Raw genomic sequence first — 17,625 nt, 5'->3', positions numbered from 1 at the left:
TTTATTATCATGAAAAAAACAAAATCAATATTATTTGCAAGTTGCTTCGTTGGAGCACTTTTCTTTACTAATTCCTGTAACGATTTCCTTGATCCGGAAAACCTTTCAAGTATTTCTGAAGCGCAACAGTTTGACAGTACAGACGATACTTTTTCAGCATTAATTGGTGTTTATGCTCAATTAGGTGGTGATGATGGGTACGGACAGAGATTATCTCTCATTCTTCCTCAGTCTGGAGACGACTTCAGAACCTCAGGAAACTACAACTGTAACGACAGAAGAGGTGTTGCAACTTTCGGAGCTTGTGCAACCAATACAGAACTCAACAATCCGTTTGGGAAATTATATACAGGAATTGAGCGTGCTAATCTTGTTCTGAAAAACATTCCGCTATCTCCTGTTATGCAGACAGGAAGTGCACAGGAAAAAGCTCTAATGAACAGATACCTGGGTGAGGCACTAACGCTTAGAGCTCAGTATTATTACGAATTAATCAGAAACTGGGGCGACGTTCCATTTTATTTAGTACCTGCATCTGAATTACCTGAACAGAACCAGCCAAAGACAGACCGCGATATCATTTATGATCAAATGATTAACGATCTTGAAAAAGCAGCAACATTAGTTCCATGGAGGTCTGAAGGTGGTACAACGAGTAACAGAATTTCTAAAGGATTTGTAAAAGGTTTAAGAGCAAGAATTGCTTTGGCAAGAGCAGGATATTCTCTTAGAAGAAACCCGCAGATTATGGCTCAGGGGTCAAACCCTCAAAAATATTATCAGATTGCTTTAACTGAATGTAAAGACATCATGAATCATTCTGGCGAGCATAGTCTTAACCCTAGCTATGAAAATGTTTTCAGAGCGTTACATACTAACGCTCAGGATACAACCAATGAAGTTATTTTCGCAGTAGGAGCATTTGGAGGTGGTGTAAGAACAGACTCTAAAATCGGATATTACAATGGCTTAAAGCATCACGATAATTCTGTATGGAAAGGTGGTGGAGGTATTAATGCACTTCCAACTTATTTCTACGAGTTTTCAAAATTTGACTTAAGAAGAGACATGAATGTTGGAATCTTTACCATTAACGCTGCAAATCAAGCGGAATTGGCTGCTTCCAATGCATGGACAGATTCTAAATACAGAAAATCATGGACAAGTATTACAGGTCCTTCTCAGACGTTAGCTGTTGACTGGCCTTTACTCCGTCTTTCAGATGTAATGTTGATGTTTGCTGAAGCAGATAACGAAATCAACGGAGCTCCTTCTCAGGAAGCAAAAAATGCTTTATTAGCAGTAAGAAACAGAGCCTATGCAGGAAATCTTGGTCAGGTAGGTGCAATTCCTTCTGATAAAGTAGGATTCTTCAATGCTGTTGTACAGGAAAGATTATTAGAATTAGGTTCAGAAGGAATCAGAAAATACGATTTGATCCGTTGGAATTTATTAGCAACTAAAATTGCTGAAACAAAAGCGAAACTTACAGCATTTATCAACGGCACAGGAGCGTATGCCAACGTACCTTTGAATATTTATTATAAAAATTCTGTTTACGATCCTACTAAAACAGCTCAGCAGAACATCGCTGCAATCGATGTGTATACTACAGGAACAGATAAAAGTGCGGTATTTTACCTTCCAAACCAGTCTGCCACTACTCCTGCAGGTTACAAATCTATTGCATGGAGATCAGGAATTACTGCTACCTATGTAGATAATCCAGCTTCAGGATATGCACAGTATTTCCAGGTTAACAAAAGAGAATTATTGCCTATTTATTTTGAATACATTCAGAATAACTACAATCTTACTCAGGATTATGGCTACTAGTAAAAATACACATTCATATTAAATTGATTTTAATACAGACTTTCTCCTTCACGGGAGCAAGTCTGTATTTTTCCTAAAGAAAAATTTTATGTCAAAAACTTTCAAAAATTTTCTCACAGCAATTTCAGCATTTGTAATTCTTCTAAGTGTTTTTTCTTTCAAAACTTCCGACAGAACAATCATAGTTTCGAAAGACGGAAAAGGAGATTTCAAATCCATTCAGGAAGCGGTAAATTCTGTTGAAAATAATACAAAGAACAAGACAAAAATTATCATTAGACCCGGAACTTATAGAGAAAAAATCACAGTAGATCCTGCAAAAAGTCCAATCACTCTGATTGGAGAAAATGCAGAAAATACCATTTTAGTTTACGGCGATCACGCATCAAAACAGAATGCTGAAGGTAAAAACATTGGAACTACAGGTTCATCAAGCATTTTTATTTTCTCTGATGATTTTTCAGCTAAAAAGATTACGTTTCAAAACGATGCAGGATCAGTTGGACAAGCCGTTGCCGTTTTAACAACAGGCGACCGTATTGCTTTTGAAAACTGCAAATTCTTAGGATTTCAGGATACACTTTATACCAAAGGTGCTCAGGATAATCCGGATAAAACAAAAGTTTCCAGAAACTATTTTAAAAACTGCTACATCGAAGGAACGACCGACTATATTTTCGGAGCCGGAACTGCCGTTTTTGAAAACTGTACCATTTACTCTAAAAAGAATGCATCCTACGTTACCGCAGCTTCTACAATTGAAGGAAATGAGTTTGGGTATGTATTTATTAACTGTAATTTAACAGGCGATGCGGACGCAAATTCTGTATATTTGGGTCGTCCCTGGAGACCATTTGCAAAAACTGTTTATGTAAATTGTGCAATCGATTCCACAATAAAGCCGGAAGGTTGGCATAACTGGTCAAAACCAGATGCAGAGAAAACTACTTTCTACGCAGAATACAATTCCAAAGGTTCAGGAGCTAATGCCGAGAAACGCGTTTCATGGTCACACCAACTGACAAAAGAACAAAGTAAAAAATATATTGCGAAAAATATTCTTTCCGGAAAAGACAACTGGAACTACAAAAAAGCCGCTCAGTAATCTCAAAAAGTTTGCAATGAAATACGCTTTTTCTTCACTCTTCCTTTTGGGAATTTTATCATTACAAAGCTGTACCAGTCAGGTAAAAACGTCAGCCAATTCCGAAACAGTGGTTTCAGGAAAGCTGATCAGTTTCCCCGGTGCTGAAGGTTTTGGAAAATTTACAACCGGCGGACGTGGTGGAAAGGTTTTATTCATTACTAAACTGACAGATGACGGTTCGGAAGGTACGTTAAGACACGCTTTAGAACAAAAAGGTCCGAGATATATTGTTTTCAAAACTGCCGGAACGATTTTCCTTGAATCTCCGTTAAGAATAAAAGAAGGCGACGTTACGATTGCCGGACAAACCGCACCCGGAGACGGAATTACCGTTGCCAACTACGAAACTTTTGTGGCAGCAGACAATGTGATTATCCGCTACATGCGTTTCAGAATGGGTGATAAGAAAAAGTATGAAGGTGATGCTTTAGGCGCAAGATTTATAAAAAATTTAATCGTCGATCACTGTTCGATGAGCTGGTCTACAGACGAGGCGGTTTCAATTTATGTTAACGAAAATACGACGCTTCAGTGGTGTGTAATTACAGAAAGCCTTAGAAATTCGGCTCACCAGAAAGGTGCTCACGGCTATGGCGGGATTGCCGGTGGAAAATTCGCATCTTTTCATCATAATATTTATGCAAACCACGACAGCAGAAATCCGAGACTGGGAGAATATGCGGGAAGTAAATTTGCCCTGACCGATCTGACCGATTTCAGAAATAATGTCATTTACAACTGGGGACACAATAATGTCTACGGAGGTGAAGGAATGAATGTAAATATGGTCAACAATTACTACAAACCGGGTCCTGCGACCATGACCAACAAGAGAATTGTAGCAATTGATAAAAATGAAAAAGAAGGAACTGAGGTTTACAATATCTGGGGGAAATATTACATCAGCGGAAATGTTGTGGAGGGAAGTCCGGAAGTTACCGCAGACAATTGGAATTTAGGCGTTTTCAATCAAATGAAACCTGCTTACAAATTAACCGATGCTGATAAAAACTCCATTAAAATAAATCAGCCACACGATATTCAGAATAACGTAAAAACTGATTCTCCGAAAGAGGCTTACGAAAAAATATTAAAAATTGGGGGCGCAAGTTTGGTGAGAGATGCTGTAGATTTACGTGTTTTGGAACATGTAAAAAAAGGAACGTTCTCTCACAAAGGTTCGCTTGGAAGTGACAACGGAATCATCGATTCTCAGGAAGATGTTGGTGGATTTCCTAAACTAAAGATGGGAAAAATCCCTCTTGATTCAGACAACGACGGAATGCCCGATGAGTGGGAAATCAAAAATAATCTTGATCCGAAAACGGCCAATGCCAACAGAAAAGATTTAGATCAAAACTATGATAATATCGAGGTGTATATGAATGACCTTGTGAAAAAAATAACCGAAAATCAACGGTAGTCACTGAACTTTCAGACTTTAAGGTTATCTAAAATAAAAAATAATGTCAGTACAGATAAAATTAAACTTATTCAAAATACTTCTTGCGGGAGCTGTCTTCGCTGGCGGTTCATCTTTCGCGCAGAAAAATGTGATTGAGAAAATCCGCAAAAGCCCTAAAGCTCCTTTTTCCTACGCAGAATTATCAATAAAAGACGGCGGAAAGTGGCAGGGCAATGAGTACATCGGCGGAACTTTCAAAAACATCAATGAATTACAGCTTCCAGCAGAACATACCGACCATTCTTACTACATCAGATACGAAGGAATCGGTTTGGAAAACAATCAGATCGGTTACAGATTATACCTTGACTGGAGAAATGCCACAGATATTTTCGGAAAAAAAGTGAATACTCTGGTGTTGCCGGATGTCGGACAGGATGGCTTTGAAACCTATCATCACGACGCATCTTGGGGACAGGATATTTTGAAATCAGGCCGTACCATCGGAGTCGGTTCTTATGGTAGATATGATGATCAGAATGATTTTGTAGAAACTTTTAAAACCGTAAAAACCACCACTGCAAAAGTTGTTAATGAAAGTGATAAATCTTTCGCAACCATCGATTACAAAGGCTGGAAAACGTGGGGAAAGGCAGTTGACCTTCAGTCGAAGCTGACAATTTTCAACAGAGACCGTTTTGTGAAAGTTGATTTAAATTTAAATGAAACTATTTCAGGGTTATGTACCGGAATTGTCGCTTTTAAAGATATTCCCATGAAAGAGGCGGTCAGTAAAAATAAAAAATGGGGCTACATTGCAACATACGGAACGCAGACTTTGGCTAAAAAAGAAGATAATCTGGGAATGGTGATCTTCTACCCTATCGGAAATTTGGATAAAATAGTGAAAACCAAATCGACTCACGTGGTGGTTTTCAAAAAGACCAAAAATGTTTCGTATTACTTTATGGGTGCGTGGTCTCAGGAACCAAACGGAGTAAAAACGGAAGAAGAATTCTACAGAGATTTAGATAAAAAATTAGAAATTTTAGATAATAACAATCAACTTTAAAATTGACTTACAATGAGTTTTATTAATCAAAAATTAAAAATATACGCTGTTGCGGTTTTAGGTTCGGGAATGTTCCTTGCCTGTGCACAGACAAAAACGGCTACGGCTGCTAAAGCGACAACCCAAACTGCAAAATCAGGAAAAGTAGTTCCTACAAACCTGAAATGGTCTGAAAGAATGATGCTTTCTGAAATGCAGCGTTTCCCTGAAGCTTGGATGCTCGATTTCAGCAAAAGCCCGAAATGGACGTATCCATCAGCAATTGTGTTGGATGGAGCTGAGCAGCTTTACATCAAAACAGGTAAAAAAGAATACTACGACTACATCAGCGGTTTCGGCGAAACTTTGATCAAGGACGACGGTACAATCGCTACTTACGATCTTGAAAAGTACAACATCGACATGCTGAACAGTGGAAACGTATTGCTTTATCTTTACGAAAAAGAGAAAAAAGACAAATACCTGAAGGCACTTCAAACGCTTCGTTTACAAATCGACGGACAGCCAAGAACAAATGAAGGTTCTTTCTGGCACAAAAAAATCTATCCTTATCAGGTTTGGTTAGATGGTTTGTACATGGGAATGCCTTTCTACACGCATTATACGAAAGATTTCACAAAAGGTGCAGATGCAGCAAAAGCATATGACGATATCGTAATGCAGTTCGATTCTGTTCAGAAAAATCTTTTAGACAAAAAAACAGGATTGCTGTATCACGCCTGGGATGAGAGCAAAGAACAGGCATGGGCAGACAAACAAACCGGACTTTCGCCAAATTTCTGGGGAAGAGCGATGGGTTGGTACGGAATGGCAATGGTAGACGTTTTGGATTATTTACCTAAAGATCACCCGGGAAGAGCGAGAATTATATCTTACATTAAATCTTATTCTGACGCGGTTATCAAATATCAGGATAAAAAATCAGGGCTTTGGTATCAGGTTTTAGATAAGCCATTGGCGAACAAAAATTATGAAGAAGCGACTGCTTCAGCGATGTTTGTCTACACCATGATTAAATCTGTGAACAAAGGTTACCTGCCAAAATCATACAAAGCTGCCGCTAAAAAAGGCTACGACGGAATCATCAAAAATCTGATTACAGTGGATGAAAATGGCGTTGTAAATTTAAATAAATGTTGTGCCGTTGCCGGTCTGGGAGGAAAACCTTACAGAGACGGTTCTTACGAATATTACGTGAATGAAGAGATCCGTTCGAATGACGGAAAAGGAACGGGACCATTTATTTTGGCGAGTTTGGAATTTGAAAAATAATTTTTAAAACCATTAAACCATTAAGGAGATTTAAGAAGTTAAGATTTATTAAGGCTTAAATCTGAGATTTTATTGAGCTACTTGCTTAAAGCGAAGCTCAGCTTAATTTTTTTAAACTTCTTAATAAAAACTTAATGGTTAAAATATTATTTTAAAAACATAAAGCCTTTGCTAAGCAGAACGCTTTTGCGAACTAAAAGTATGCAGAGCAACTTTAAAAAATCTTTGTCCCAAAATTTCGGGATTAAAAATCTAAACAGATCAAAAATCTGATTTTATGACAAACAAAATTTTAAATATACTTTCAATCACCGCATTTTCCATTGCATCAACATACTTAAATGCACAGGAAAAACCCTACGTTTCAGAAGTCTGGACTGCCGATCAGGGGAAAAACTTCAGAAACCCGATCTTATACGCAGATTATTCAGATCCAGACGTTACGCGCGTTGGCGATGATTATTATATGACCGCTTCAAGTTTCAACGAAGCTCCGGGATTGCCTATTCTTCATTCAAAAGATATGGTCAACTGGAAATTGGTGAACTATGCAATTCAGGATGTTTTGCCGAAAGAACATTTCGCTGTTCCGAGAAGAGGTGATGCTGTTTGGGCACCGAGTATCCGCTTCCATAAAGGGGAATTTTACATTTATTGGGGTGATCCGGATTTTGGAATTTACATGGTAAAAACCAAAGATCCTCTTGGAAAATGGGACGAACCCGTTTTGGTCATGGAAGGAAAAGGTTTAATCGATTCCTGTCCTTTTTGGGACGAGGACGGACAGGCCTATTTGGTTCACGGTTGGGCAGGAAGCCGTGCCGGTGTGAAAAGTATTTTATCTTTAAACAAAATGAATCCTGAAGGAACGAAAGTTTTGGATAAAGGTGTTCATATTTTTGACGGTCACGATGCACATCCGACAGTTGAAGGTCCGAAAATGTACAAAAGAAACGGCTATTACTACGTTTTCGCTCCGGCGGGCGGTGTGGCTACAGGTTGGCAGTTGGTTTTAAGATCAAAAAATATCTACGGTCCTTACGAAGAGAAAATAGTTCTTGAGCAGGGCAAAACAAAAATAAACGGTCCGCATCAGGGAGCTTGGGTGGACACACCTTCAGGTGAAGACTGGTTCTACCATTTTCAGGATGTGGATGCAGGAGGAAGAATCGTGCATTTGCAGCCGATGAAATGGGAAAAAGACTGGCCTGTAATAGGAATCGACAACGATAAAAACGGAATCGGTGAACCTGTTTTAACGTATAAAAAACCAAATGTCGGGAAAACCTATCCTGTCGTAACTCCAGCTGAAACAGATGAGTTTGATGGTGAAAAATTAGGTTTACAGTGGCAATGGAGCGCCAACGAAAACATCGTTTGGTCATCTAAACTTCCCGGACAGAAATTCCTGAGACTATTCTCCATGAAAATGGGCGAAAACGATAAAAACCTTTGGAATGTTCCGAATCTTTTGACTCAAAAATTTCCGGCTCCGAATTTTGTAGCGTCAACTAAAGTTAAGTTGACTCCCGAAGATGCCAAAGAAGGAAAAACTGCCGGTCTTTTGGTCATGGGAATGGATCACGCATCGCTTGTCATCACCAATAAAACCGATGGATATTATGTTCAGTTGAGAAAAGCTGAAAAGGCTGAAAAAGGCGGCGAGGAAAAAGTTTTATTTGAAACCAAATTAAAAGGAAACGAAGCCTATTTTAAAGTCAATGTCAGCGAACCAAACGGAATTTGCACCTTCAGCTACAGCGAAAATGGTAAAAATTTCATTAAAGTGGGCGAACCGTTTCAGGCAAAACCAGGAAAATGGATTGGAGCCAAAGTGGGATTATATTCTGTTAGCACACAGAAAGCAAACCGCGGTGGCTACGCAGATTTTGAATATTTTAGAATAACAAAAAATTAGATATTTCCCACAGATCTCACGGATTTTCACAGATGAATATTAAAGAAAAATCTGTCTGATTTGCTGAGTCTGCGGAGGAAAAAAGGCTACGAAACCTAACGGGTTTTCAAAACCCGTTAGGTTTATGAAATCAAAGGTTTAAAAAATTTGTGCTTGATACTTTCAATAATGAACAAAACATTTAATCATATCATTTTATTTTTAGTTGCCGCATTTCTTCTGTCGTCATGTCAGTCTCAAAATGCCGTTGCTAAAAATAAATCTGATAAAAAAGTCACCCGCATTTTCCTCATCGGCGATTCTACAATGGCTGATTACACAGGAAATTATGAGCCCGGCAAAGATTATATGAAAGTTCGTTATCCCGTTACAGGATGGGGGCAGGTTTTTCAACCGTTTTTTGTGAAAGACAGTTTGAAAGGTTTGTCAGCATTAAAAGATTCAGTTAAAATCATTGATAGAGCGCACGGCGGAAGAAGCACTAGAACATTTTTTCAGGAAGGAAGATGGAGATATGTCTATGAAAATTTAAAACCTGGTGACTACGTGATGACGCAGTTCGGTCACAACGACGGTTCAGAAAAACATACAGAACGTTACGTGAATATCGAAGGGTATAAAGAATTTTTAAGATTATTCGTTACTCAAACCATTCAGAAAGGTGGCAAACCCATTATCATCACTCCGGTTGCAAGAAACTTCGCATGGAAAGATGGGAAACTGGAAAATGTACACGGTGAATATTGGCAGGCTCCAATCGATATTGCTAAGGAAATGAATGTTCCGCATATCGATTTAAACAAAATATCCATGGATTTTTTCACCAAAAAAGGTCAGGATTATGTAAGCAGTCATTACTTTATGAATCTTCCGGAAGGCGTTTATGAAGCATATCCGAAAGGCAATAAAGAAACACCCATTTTCAGCCTGAAGGAGCAAAAGTGGTGGCACAAATGGTGTTCACAGAATTTAAAAATATAATTAAAACTAAATAATAAAGAAATAATGAAGAAGTCATTCAAAATAATAGGTCTTGTCTCGGCAATGATGTTTTCGGGACAGTTCTACGCACAAAATACAGATATTTATAAGGGAATTGAGTTTAAAATGCCTAAAGTGGCAGAAACTTCTTTCGCAGCAAATACCGTATCGATCAAAGATTTCGGTGGTGTTGCAGGTGGAAGTGTAAAAAATACAGAAGCTTTCAAAAAGGCAATCGACGCTTTGGTAAAAAAAGGTGGCGGTAAACTGGTGGTTCCAAGAGGACTTTGGTTAACCGGACCCATCGTTTTACAGAGCAACATTAACCTTCATGTGGAAGATGGTGCGATGATTATTTTCAGTACAGACAAGAGCGATTATCCTTTGGTAGACGTGAGTTTTGAAGGTTTAAATACCATCCGTTGCCAGTCTCCAATCTCTGCGAGAAATGCGAAAAATATTGCGATTACAGGAAAAGGTGTGATCGACGGAAGCGGTGATGCGTGGAGAGCCGTGAAAAAATCGAAATTATCTGAAGTGGAATGGAAAAAATTCGTTGCATCAGGAGGAATCGTTTCTAAAGACGGAAAAACCTGGTACCCTTCAGAAAGCTACAAAAAAGGATTTGAAGGCAGCTCAAGTTTCAACGTTCCCGATAAAATCAACAAATCTGAACTGGAATCTGTGAAAGATTTCCTTCGTCCGGTAATGGTGAGCATCGTAGGTTGCGATCAGGTACTTCTGGATGGCCCGACTTTCCAGAATTCTCCGGCATGGAACCTTCACCCATTGATGACTTCCAATTTAATTTTAAGAAATCTTACCGTTAGAAACCCTTGGTATTCTCAAAACGGTGACGGTGTAGATCTGGAATCTTGTAAAAATGTTCTGATCTACGACAATACTTTCGACGTGGGTGACGATGCGATCTGCATTAAATCAGGAAAAAATGAAGACGGTAGAAAACGTGGAATGCCTACTGAAAACGTGATCATCAAAAACAACATGGTATATCACGGTCACGGTGGTTTTGTAATCGGAAGTGAAATGTCTGGTGGAGCAAGAAATATGCACGTTTCAGACTGTACTTTCATCGGAACAGACATCGGTCTCCGTTTCAAAACAACCCGTGGAAGAGGTGGTGTTGTTGAAAATATTTATATCAAAAACATCGATATGATCAACATTCCGACGCAGACGATTGGTTTCAATATGTTCTACGAAGGTGCTTCTCCGGTTTTGGAGGACGGACAAAAAGCGGAAGGAAATAAAGCTCCGGAAAAAACATATCCGGTGACTGAGGAAACGCCTGTTTTCAGAAATATTTACTTTAAAAATATCACAGCAACCAATTCTGATGAAGCGATTACTTTATTCGGTTTGGCAGAAATGAACCTTAAAAATATCGTCATTGAAGATTCTCAGTTCGAAACTAAAAAAGGACTGAGCATCGTTGACGCAGACGGAATTCAGCTGAAAAACGTAAAACTGAAATATTCAGAAGGAACAGGAGCAACGATCTACAACAGTAAAAACGTTGATCTTTCTTCCCTTCAGCTGGAATCAGCTCAAAAACCAACCATCAAAGTTTTAGGAGCCAAAACTACATCGGTAAAACTACCGAAAGATGTAAAAGGTGAGCAACTGAGTATCTCGAAGGAGATTGCGAAGAATGCTGTTAAATAATTTGAGATTTGAAGTTTGAGATTTGAGATTCTGGATTCGGGTTCCGCGATTGCGATTCGGAGTTTTGGATTCGGGATATGGGCGCACAGGAAAAATTTTAATTTTTCAACTAATGTGTTCTAAATATTCTCAAACATTTAAACTTGAAGTTGACTAATGTGTCAAAAAACTTTTGTGACTTTTGACTTAGTCGAATCTGGCGATTTGTGGTTAAAAGTTTTGGTTAAACAAACACACCAAATTAATTTAAAAATGAGTTTTCACAAACTATATTTTCTTTTTGTTTTTTTTGTAGGAGCAACAGCATTCGGTCAGACAAAGCCGAATGCTACTCCTTACACAAACGAAGCAACATACGAAAAACTTAAAAAGAAACATCCGTTCATCACTCCTTTGAACAGACCGGTTCCGCCCAACATCGGGATCGATAAAGATGTAGAATATGCCAACATTAACGGACTTTCCCTGAAAGCCGACATCTACTACCCTCTTGACAAATCCAAAAAACACCCCGCAGTCGCAATGGTTCACGGTGGTGGCTGGATTTCAGGAAGCAAGGAAAATGAAAAATACATGGCTCAGGAATTGGCCGCAAAAGGATATGTTGCTATTGCAGTCGGTTACCGATTGAGCGAAGTTGCAAAATATCCCGCAGCGATTGATGATGTAAACAATGCCATTGAATATTTAAAGAAAAATAAAAAGAAATATGCTGTAGACACCAAAAAGATTGCAATTTTAGGCGAATCAGCAGGTGCCCAGATTGCGACTTTGGTCGGAGTAAAATCTAAAGGAAAAATAAAAGCGATTGTGAATGTAGATGGTGTGGTTTCATTTATTCATGAAGAATCCGGAAAAGAAGGAACTTACGATGCTTTTTGGTTGGGCTATGCCCACAAAGACAATCCTGAAATCTGGAAAGATGCTTCCCCATTGGAATTCGTGGATAAAAAAACACCTCCTACTCTATTTATCAATTCTTCGCAACCCCGTTTTCACGCTGGAAGAGATGATATGATGAAAAAACTGAAAAGCTACGGAACTTTCACAGAATTTCACGAAATCAAAGATACGCCACACTCCTTCTGGTCTGCCGAACCTTGGTTTACAGAAACTTTAAATCTAACGCTGGAGTTTTTAGATAAAACGTTGAAGTAAGGTTTAGGCTGAGACTGAGTTAAAAATCTAATAATACGAACTGTAATATCGGCTTAGGAATTTGGAGCGTTAAGAAAATTTAAATCTAATCCGTTAAAAAATTTCCACTGTTTGAGTGCGGCAAAAATTATCTTTTGATGAACCATTTTGAATCCGCACGAGTTTTGGGAATTTTAGGATTAAATTTAAATTTTTAGTGGAGAATTCCAGCCTTGAAATAACATTCGCCGACTTTGGAGGCAATTTTTGGTTCTTTTGTTTTAAGACAAAAGAACATTAAAGCAAAATAATTTTTCAATGAAAAAAATATTTTTAATACTCTTCATTTCCATCACCAATTTTTTATTGGCCGGAACTGATCCTTACATCACAGTGACCGTTGCAAAAGATGGCAGCGGACAATTCACTTCTATTCAAAAAGCAATTACATCGATCCGAGATTTAGGTCCTGGTGAAGCCTTGGTTAAAATTAAAGCTGGAACTTACAATGAGAAGATCGTCATCCCATCTTCAAAACATAAGATTACTTTACAGGGCGACAGTAAGGAAAATACGATCATCTCCAACGATGATTATTCAGGAAAACTGGATGCTTTGAATGAGAAAATGACGACTTTCAATTCGTACACGCTGTTGGTGATGTCGGATGATGTTAAAATTTCAAATCTGACGATTAAAAATGCTTCATGCAATCAGGGACAAGCCGTTGCGCTTCATGTGGAAGGTGACCGTTTTATCGTCAAAGACTCTAATATTTTAGGATGTCAGGACACTGTTTATACCGGTGGAAATCACAGTAGACAATATTATGAAAATTGTTTTATTGAAGGAACAACCGACTTTATTTTCGGTTCGGCAACCGTGGTTTTCAAAAACTGTACGATAAAAAGTTTAGCCAATTCTTACATTACGGCGGCATCAACTGATCAGTCTAAAAGTTTTGGTTATGTATTTTTTGACTGTAAATTAATTGCAAAAGAAGGCATCAACAAAGTATTTTTGGGAAGACCGTGGAGATCTTACGCAAGAACCGTTTTCATCAATACCGAAATGGGCAACCACATCCTTCCTGAAGGCTGGAACCCATGGAAAGGCGACAAAATGTTCCCGGATAAAGACAAAACTGCCTACTACGCAGAATACAAAAGCAAAGGCGAAGGCGGAAATACTGAAAACCGTGTAGCCTGGTCGCATCAATTAACAAAAAAAGAAGCGAAAAAATACACCATTAAAAACATTTTCGGAGACTGGAATCCGGATATGAGTAATAAGTAATTGGTAATGAGCAATCTTAAAGCCATTTAAATATAACAGTTAGTATTAGCGATGTCATGCTGAGCTTGTCGAAGCATTTCACAATAATAAAACCATACAATGAAAAGTTATTTTACCGCAAAAGAAACAAAAGATGTTTGATAATGATAGACAATCAAAAGTTTGCAAAACGAAACTTTTACATTTTGTAAACTTTTGACAGTCTTATTTTTAATTATTTCTTTTGATTCTTTTGCGGTTTAAAATTTTTCACATTAAATAAAAATTAAAATGAAAAAAATACTTTTAATCCTCAGCATCATAATTTCAACATTATCGATAGCTCAGAAAAAACCAACCTTATTTTTAATCGGCGACTCCACGATGTCCAATAAAGACAATCCCGAAAAAAATCCAGAACACGGTTGGGGACAGGTTTTAGGACAATTTTTAACTCCAAATATTGAACTTCAAAATCATGCAATGAATGGCAGAAGCTCAAAAAGTTTCAGAACAGAAGGCCGCTGGGACAAGGTTGAAAAGCAATTGAAAAAAGGTGATTTCGTAATCATTCAGTTCGGTCATAATGATCAGAAACTGAAAGATTCAACGAAATTTACCAATCCACATACTCAGTACAGAGCGAATCTGGAAAGATACGTGAACGAAACACGAGCAAAAGGCGCAACGCCAATTTTGATGACTTCCATTACCAGAAGAAACTTCAACGAAAACGGCGTTTTAATCGACACACACACCGATTATCCTTTGGTGGTAAGAATGGTGGCGAATGATATGAAAGTTGCATTTGTAGACATGCAGTTACTGACCGAACAGATGGAAATCGCTGCAGGTCCGGAAAAGTCAAAATTATTACACCTTCATTTCAAGGCAGGTGAAAATGCATATTACGACAAAGACAAAGCGGATGATACGCATTTATCAAAACTGGGAGCTGAAACGGTTGCCAAAATGGCTACAAAGTCTTTAAAGAACTTAAAGACAGGTTTGGAAAAATATATTAAATAGATGCCGCACAGATCGCACAGATTTTAATGACAAAAAAATATCTTCTCTATCTGCATAATCTGCGGGAGAAATCAATAGTCAGTTTGTCATCCTGAAAGGATCTATGCGTACTTTTCACAGGTTAGATGCTTACAGCATGACAAAGTGAACGCTAAAATCGATCAAAAAATAAATTCAAAAAAAATTATGAATTTCAAAAAAGAACCGTTTTTCGATGGCAATACCGAATGGGAAGATTTGGGATCCGGTGTTTCCAGACAGTTTGTAGGATACAACGCTCAGGTCATGATGGTCATCGTTAAATTTGAAAAAGATGCTATTGGAGCTGTACATCAGCATTTTCATTCGCAGATCACGTATGTTGCTGAAGGAAAGTTTGAAGTAACCGTCGACGGGAAAACCAAAATCCTGCAGAAAGGTGGCGGATTTTTTGCACAACCCAATATTTTCCATGGGGTGAAATGTCTCGAAGCAGGTCAATTGATAGACGCATTCACACCTTTCAGAGAAGATTTCCTGAAAGATTAACTTATTAAATTCAAACCTTCAAGATTTTAAAAACCTTGAAGGTTTCTTATTTAACGCCAATGAAAAAAGTATTTTTTTTAATCATTATTTTCCTTTTCGCTCAGTTTTCAGCTCAGGAAAAAATATCGTTTTGGCCTAAAGGTGAAATGCCAAATTCAAAAATTTTAGCTTCGAAAACAAAGAAGAAAAAAGAACTGGCAGAACTGAAAGAAGCTGAACTTTTTGCTTTTCTGCCTCCCGTGAAAGAGAGAAATCAGAAGTCCGTCATCATCATTCCCGGCGGTGGTTATTCAAAACTGACTTATGATGAAGGGGCTTTTCAGATTGCAAAATGGATGAACACTTTGGGGATTTCGGCTTTTGTTTTAAATTACAGATTGCCAACTTCGTCCGATTTAATCCAAAAAGAAATTGCGCCTTTGCAGGATATCCAGGCTGCCATCAAATACATCAGAAAAAATTCGGCACAGTGGGGAATTTCTGCCGATCAGGTGGGCGTTGTAGGAACCTCAGCAGGCGGACATTTGGCGACAATGGCCAGCAATATTTCTAAAGATTACACAGAATTAAAAGGCGATTGGGAAAGCATTTCCACCATTCCAAATTTTGCCATTCTTTTCTGTCCGGTCATTGATTTGGGTGAATATGCTCACCAAGGAAGTCGCAACAGTTTGCTGGGTGAAAACGCTTCTCCAGAAAAAATTAAGGAATTTTCCATGCAGAATTTGGTAACCGATAAAACACCGCCAACAATTTTGTTTCACAATCAGGATGATACGGCCGTTCCGCCGATAAACAGCATTTTGTATTTCAAGGCAATGACGAAAAACAATGTGAAAGGTGCGATGTTTATTTTCCCGAAAGGTGGCCACCGTTTTTTTGTAACCGACAAAGATCCAATGAACGAAAACTGGAAAAAACTGTGTGCAGACTGGCTTTCGAGTATTGGTAATGAGTAATTTAAAAATCGATTTGTGTAGAATTGATTTTTTGGGCAGCTATTCCGCCTTCCACTCCCGCTTTTTTGTTCGTCGTTCCTCCTCGCAAAAAGAGCTCCGTTCAAGTCGGGCTGCAGATTTGTCATCAAAACAAAATTTGTCTTTAACCGACAATAATTCAGATTAAAAAAAAAACGAATGTCCACAATTCATTTGTCATCATGAAGAACACTGTATTTCTTTGTTAAGTTTACGCCTTTGTGTAACTTAAGAAATGGTCATCATTTTAAACTCTTTGTTTGGCTTTGCGTTAAATTAAAAATTATAATCAATTGCGGATTTTTTAAAAAAAATAACAATGAAAAACATCATCCTTATATTCAGCATATTTATTGGAATTCAAATTTCTGCCCAGCAAAAAATAACCGTCTGGCCGAAAGGTGAAATGCCTAATTCCAAAGGTTTAAAATTAAACATCATTGAAGAAAAAGAAGGCCGGATTACGCAGATTCAGGAAGCTGAACTGTTCGCTTTTCTTCCCGCCAAAGAGGAAAGGAAAAAAATGGCTGTTATCATTATTCCTGGCGGTGGTTACAGACATTTGACCTATGACCTGGGTGGATATTCCTACGCAAAATGGCTCAACACTTTAGGCATTTCAGCATTTGTTTTAAACTACCGATTACCGACTTCTCCGGATTTAAAACAGAGAGAAATCGGACCGTTGCAGGATATTCAGGCTGCAATAAAATTAATCAGAAAAAATGCAGCTCAATATGGAATTTCACCTGATCAAATCGGAGTTTTGGGAACTTCAGCAGGTGGACATCTTGCAGCAATGGTAAGTAATATTCCAAAAGATTATACTGAATTGAAAGGAGATTGGACAAGCATTTCCACCGTTCCCAACTTTGCAATCTTGGTTTCTCCAGTAATTGATCTGGGCGAATTTGCCCATAAAGGAAGTCGTGTAAATCTTTTGGGAGAAAATGCTTCCGATGAAAAGATTAAAGAATATTCTATGCAAAATAGCGTGACCGAAAAAACTCCGCCAACCATTGTATTTCATGCTCAAAATGATCCTGCAGTTCCTGTGATCAACAGCATTTTATATTACGAAGCGATGATTAAAAATAAAGTAAAAGGAGCCATGTTCATTTTCCCGGAAGGTGAACATAACATCGGAATTTCCAACAAAACTGCACTGACGGATAACTGGAAGAAAATTTGCGCGGACTGGTTGGGGAATATGGGTAATAAGTGATGGGTAATGAGTAATATTTAAACGTTGATTTAGATTATAAGCATTCTATTTTAAGAATAGAGATTAAGATAAATCGCTGATGAAGCTCGAAAATGTATCAGCATAATTTATCATATTCAAAATAGATATTCGCCAGT

The 17,625-nt window shown here is 38.1% G+C and carries 14 protein-coding genes; all 14 read left to right on the top strand.

Features of this window, described 5'->3' with window-relative positions; all coding sequences use genetic code 11:
• Positions 1-9: 9 nt before the first annotated feature.
• The 14 genes from IC610_RS17595 (at position 10) to IC610_RS17530 (ending at position 17,488) form a co-directional block, all read left to right on the top strand.
• Positions 10-1,836, top strand: coding sequence for a RagB/SusD family nutrient uptake outer membrane protein (locus IC610_RS17595; RefSeq protein WP_191738005.1), 1,827 nt, complete (start codon positions 10-12; stop codon positions 1,834-1,836).
• A gap of 88 nt (positions 1,837-1,924) precedes the next feature.
• Complete coding sequence (locus tag IC610_RS17590) at positions 1,925-2,941, top strand: pectinesterase family protein (RefSeq protein ID WP_191738004.1); 1,017 nt, start codon at positions 1,925-1,927, stop codon at positions 2,939-2,941.
• A gap of 16 nt (positions 2,942-2,957) precedes the next feature.
• The gene (locus tag IC610_RS17585) at positions 2,958-4,406 is read left to right on the top strand and encodes a pectate lyase family protein (protein WP_191738003.1); all 1,449 of its coding nucleotides are present in this window, start codon (positions 2,958-2,960) and stop codon (positions 4,404-4,406) included.
• A gap of 43 nt (positions 4,407-4,449) precedes the next feature.
• Positions 4,450-5,460, top strand: a complete 1,011-nt coding sequence (locus IC610_RS17580; protein ID WP_194698937.1) for a DUF4861 family protein — start codon at positions 4,450-4,452, stop codon at positions 5,458-5,460.
• Positions 5,461-5,472: 12 nt separating this feature from the next.
• A complete protein-coding gene (locus IC610_RS17575; protein ID WP_191738002.1) occupies positions 5,473-6,732 on the top strand; it encodes a glycoside hydrolase family 88/105 protein in 1,260 nt (419 codons plus the stop codon).
• Between the two features lie 277 nt (positions 6,733-7,009).
• Positions 7,010-8,650 carry a glycoside hydrolase family 43 protein gene (locus tag IC610_RS17570; RefSeq protein WP_191738001.1) on the top strand — a complete coding sequence of 547 codons (1,641 nt, stop codon included), beginning with the start codon at positions 7,010-7,012 and terminating at the stop codon, positions 8,648-8,650.
• 168 nt (positions 8,651-8,818) lie between these two features.
• The gene (locus IC610_RS17565; protein ID WP_228462960.1) at positions 8,819-9,631 is read left to right on the top strand and encodes a rhamnogalacturonan acetylesterase; all 813 of its coding nucleotides are present in this window, start codon (positions 8,819-8,821) and stop codon (positions 9,629-9,631) included.
• A 24-nt stretch (positions 9,632-9,655) separates the two neighbouring features.
• Entirely contained in the window at positions 9,656-11,317 is a 1,662-nt protein-coding gene (locus tag IC610_RS17560) for a glycoside hydrolase family 28 protein (protein WP_191738000.1), read from the top strand.
• A gap of 252 nt (positions 11,318-11,569) precedes the next feature.
• Complete coding sequence (locus tag IC610_RS17555; protein WP_191737999.1) at positions 11,570-12,475, top strand: alpha/beta hydrolase; 906 nt, start codon at positions 11,570-11,572, stop codon at positions 12,473-12,475.
• 297 nt (positions 12,476-12,772) lie between these two features.
• Positions 12,773-13,750 carry a pectinesterase family protein gene (locus tag IC610_RS17550; RefSeq protein WP_191737998.1) on the top strand — a complete coding sequence of 326 codons (978 nt, stop codon included), beginning with the start codon at positions 12,773-12,775 and terminating at the stop codon, positions 13,748-13,750.
• Positions 13,751-14,020: 270 nt separating this feature from the next.
• On the top strand, positions 14,021-14,758 hold the full coding sequence (locus IC610_RS17545) for a rhamnogalacturonan acetylesterase (RefSeq protein WP_191737997.1): 738 nt from the start codon (positions 14,021-14,023) through the stop codon (positions 14,756-14,758).
• Positions 14,759-14,944: 186 nt separating this feature from the next.
• On the top strand, positions 14,945-15,286 hold the full coding sequence (locus tag IC610_RS17540) for a cupin domain-containing protein (RefSeq protein ID WP_191737996.1): 342 nt from the start codon (positions 14,945-14,947) through the stop codon (positions 15,284-15,286).
• 59 nt (positions 15,287-15,345) lie between these two features.
• Complete coding sequence (locus IC610_RS17535) at positions 15,346-16,245, top strand: alpha/beta hydrolase (protein ID WP_191737995.1); 900 nt, start codon at positions 15,346-15,348, stop codon at positions 16,243-16,245.
• A gap of 337 nt (positions 16,246-16,582) precedes the next feature.
• Entirely contained in the window at positions 16,583-17,488 is a 906-nt protein-coding gene (locus IC610_RS17530) for an alpha/beta hydrolase (RefSeq protein ID WP_191737994.1), read from the top strand.
• Positions 17,489-17,625: the final 137 nt, after the last annotated feature.

This window comes from Chryseobacterium caseinilyticum, assembly GCF_014837145.1.
Taxonomy (GTDB): domain Bacteria; phylum Bacteroidota; class Bacteroidia; order Flavobacteriales; family Weeksellaceae; genus Chryseobacterium; species Chryseobacterium caseinilyticum.
This window is presented reverse-complemented; position numbering and strand designations above follow the sequence as displayed.

Coding starts and splice junctions, on each gene's coding strand:
- IC610_RS17595 (WP_191738005.1), top strand. CDS start 10: ATGAAAAAAACAAAATCAATATTATTTGCAAGTTGCTTCGTTGGAGCA.
- IC610_RS17590 (WP_191738004.1), top strand. CDS start 1,925: ATGTCAAAAACTTTCAAAAATTTTCTCACAGCAATTTCAGCATTTGTA.
- IC610_RS17585 (WP_191738003.1), top strand. CDS start 2,958: ATGAAATACGCTTTTTCTTCACTCTTCCTTTTGGGAATTTTATCATTA.
- IC610_RS17580 (WP_194698937.1), top strand. CDS start 4,450: ATGTCAGTACAGATAAAATTAAACTTATTCAAAATACTTCTTGCGGGA.
- IC610_RS17575 (WP_191738002.1), top strand. CDS start 5,473: ATGAGTTTTATTAATCAAAAATTAAAAATATACGCTGTTGCGGTTTTA.
- IC610_RS17570 (WP_191738001.1), top strand. CDS start 7,010: ATGACAAACAAAATTTTAAATATACTTTCAATCACCGCATTTTCCATT.
- IC610_RS17565 (WP_228462960.1), top strand. CDS start 8,819: ATGAACAAAACATTTAATCATATCATTTTATTTTTAGTTGCCGCATTT.
- IC610_RS17560 (WP_191738000.1), top strand. CDS start 9,656: ATGAAGAAGTCATTCAAAATAATAGGTCTTGTCTCGGCAATGATGTTT.
- IC610_RS17555 (WP_191737999.1), top strand. CDS start 11,570: ATGAGTTTTCACAAACTATATTTTCTTTTTGTTTTTTTTGTAGGAGCA.
- IC610_RS17550 (WP_191737998.1), top strand. CDS start 12,773: ATGAAAAAAATATTTTTAATACTCTTCATTTCCATCACCAATTTTTTA.
- IC610_RS17545 (WP_191737997.1), top strand. CDS start 14,021: ATGAAAAAAATACTTTTAATCCTCAGCATCATAATTTCAACATTATCG.
- IC610_RS17540 (WP_191737996.1), top strand. CDS start 14,945: ATGAATTTCAAAAAAGAACCGTTTTTCGATGGCAATACCGAATGGGAA.
- IC610_RS17535 (WP_191737995.1), top strand. CDS start 15,346: ATGAAAAAAGTATTTTTTTTAATCATTATTTTCCTTTTCGCTCAGTTT.
- IC610_RS17530 (WP_191737994.1), top strand. CDS start 16,583: ATGAAAAACATCATCCTTATATTCAGCATATTTATTGGAATTCAAATT.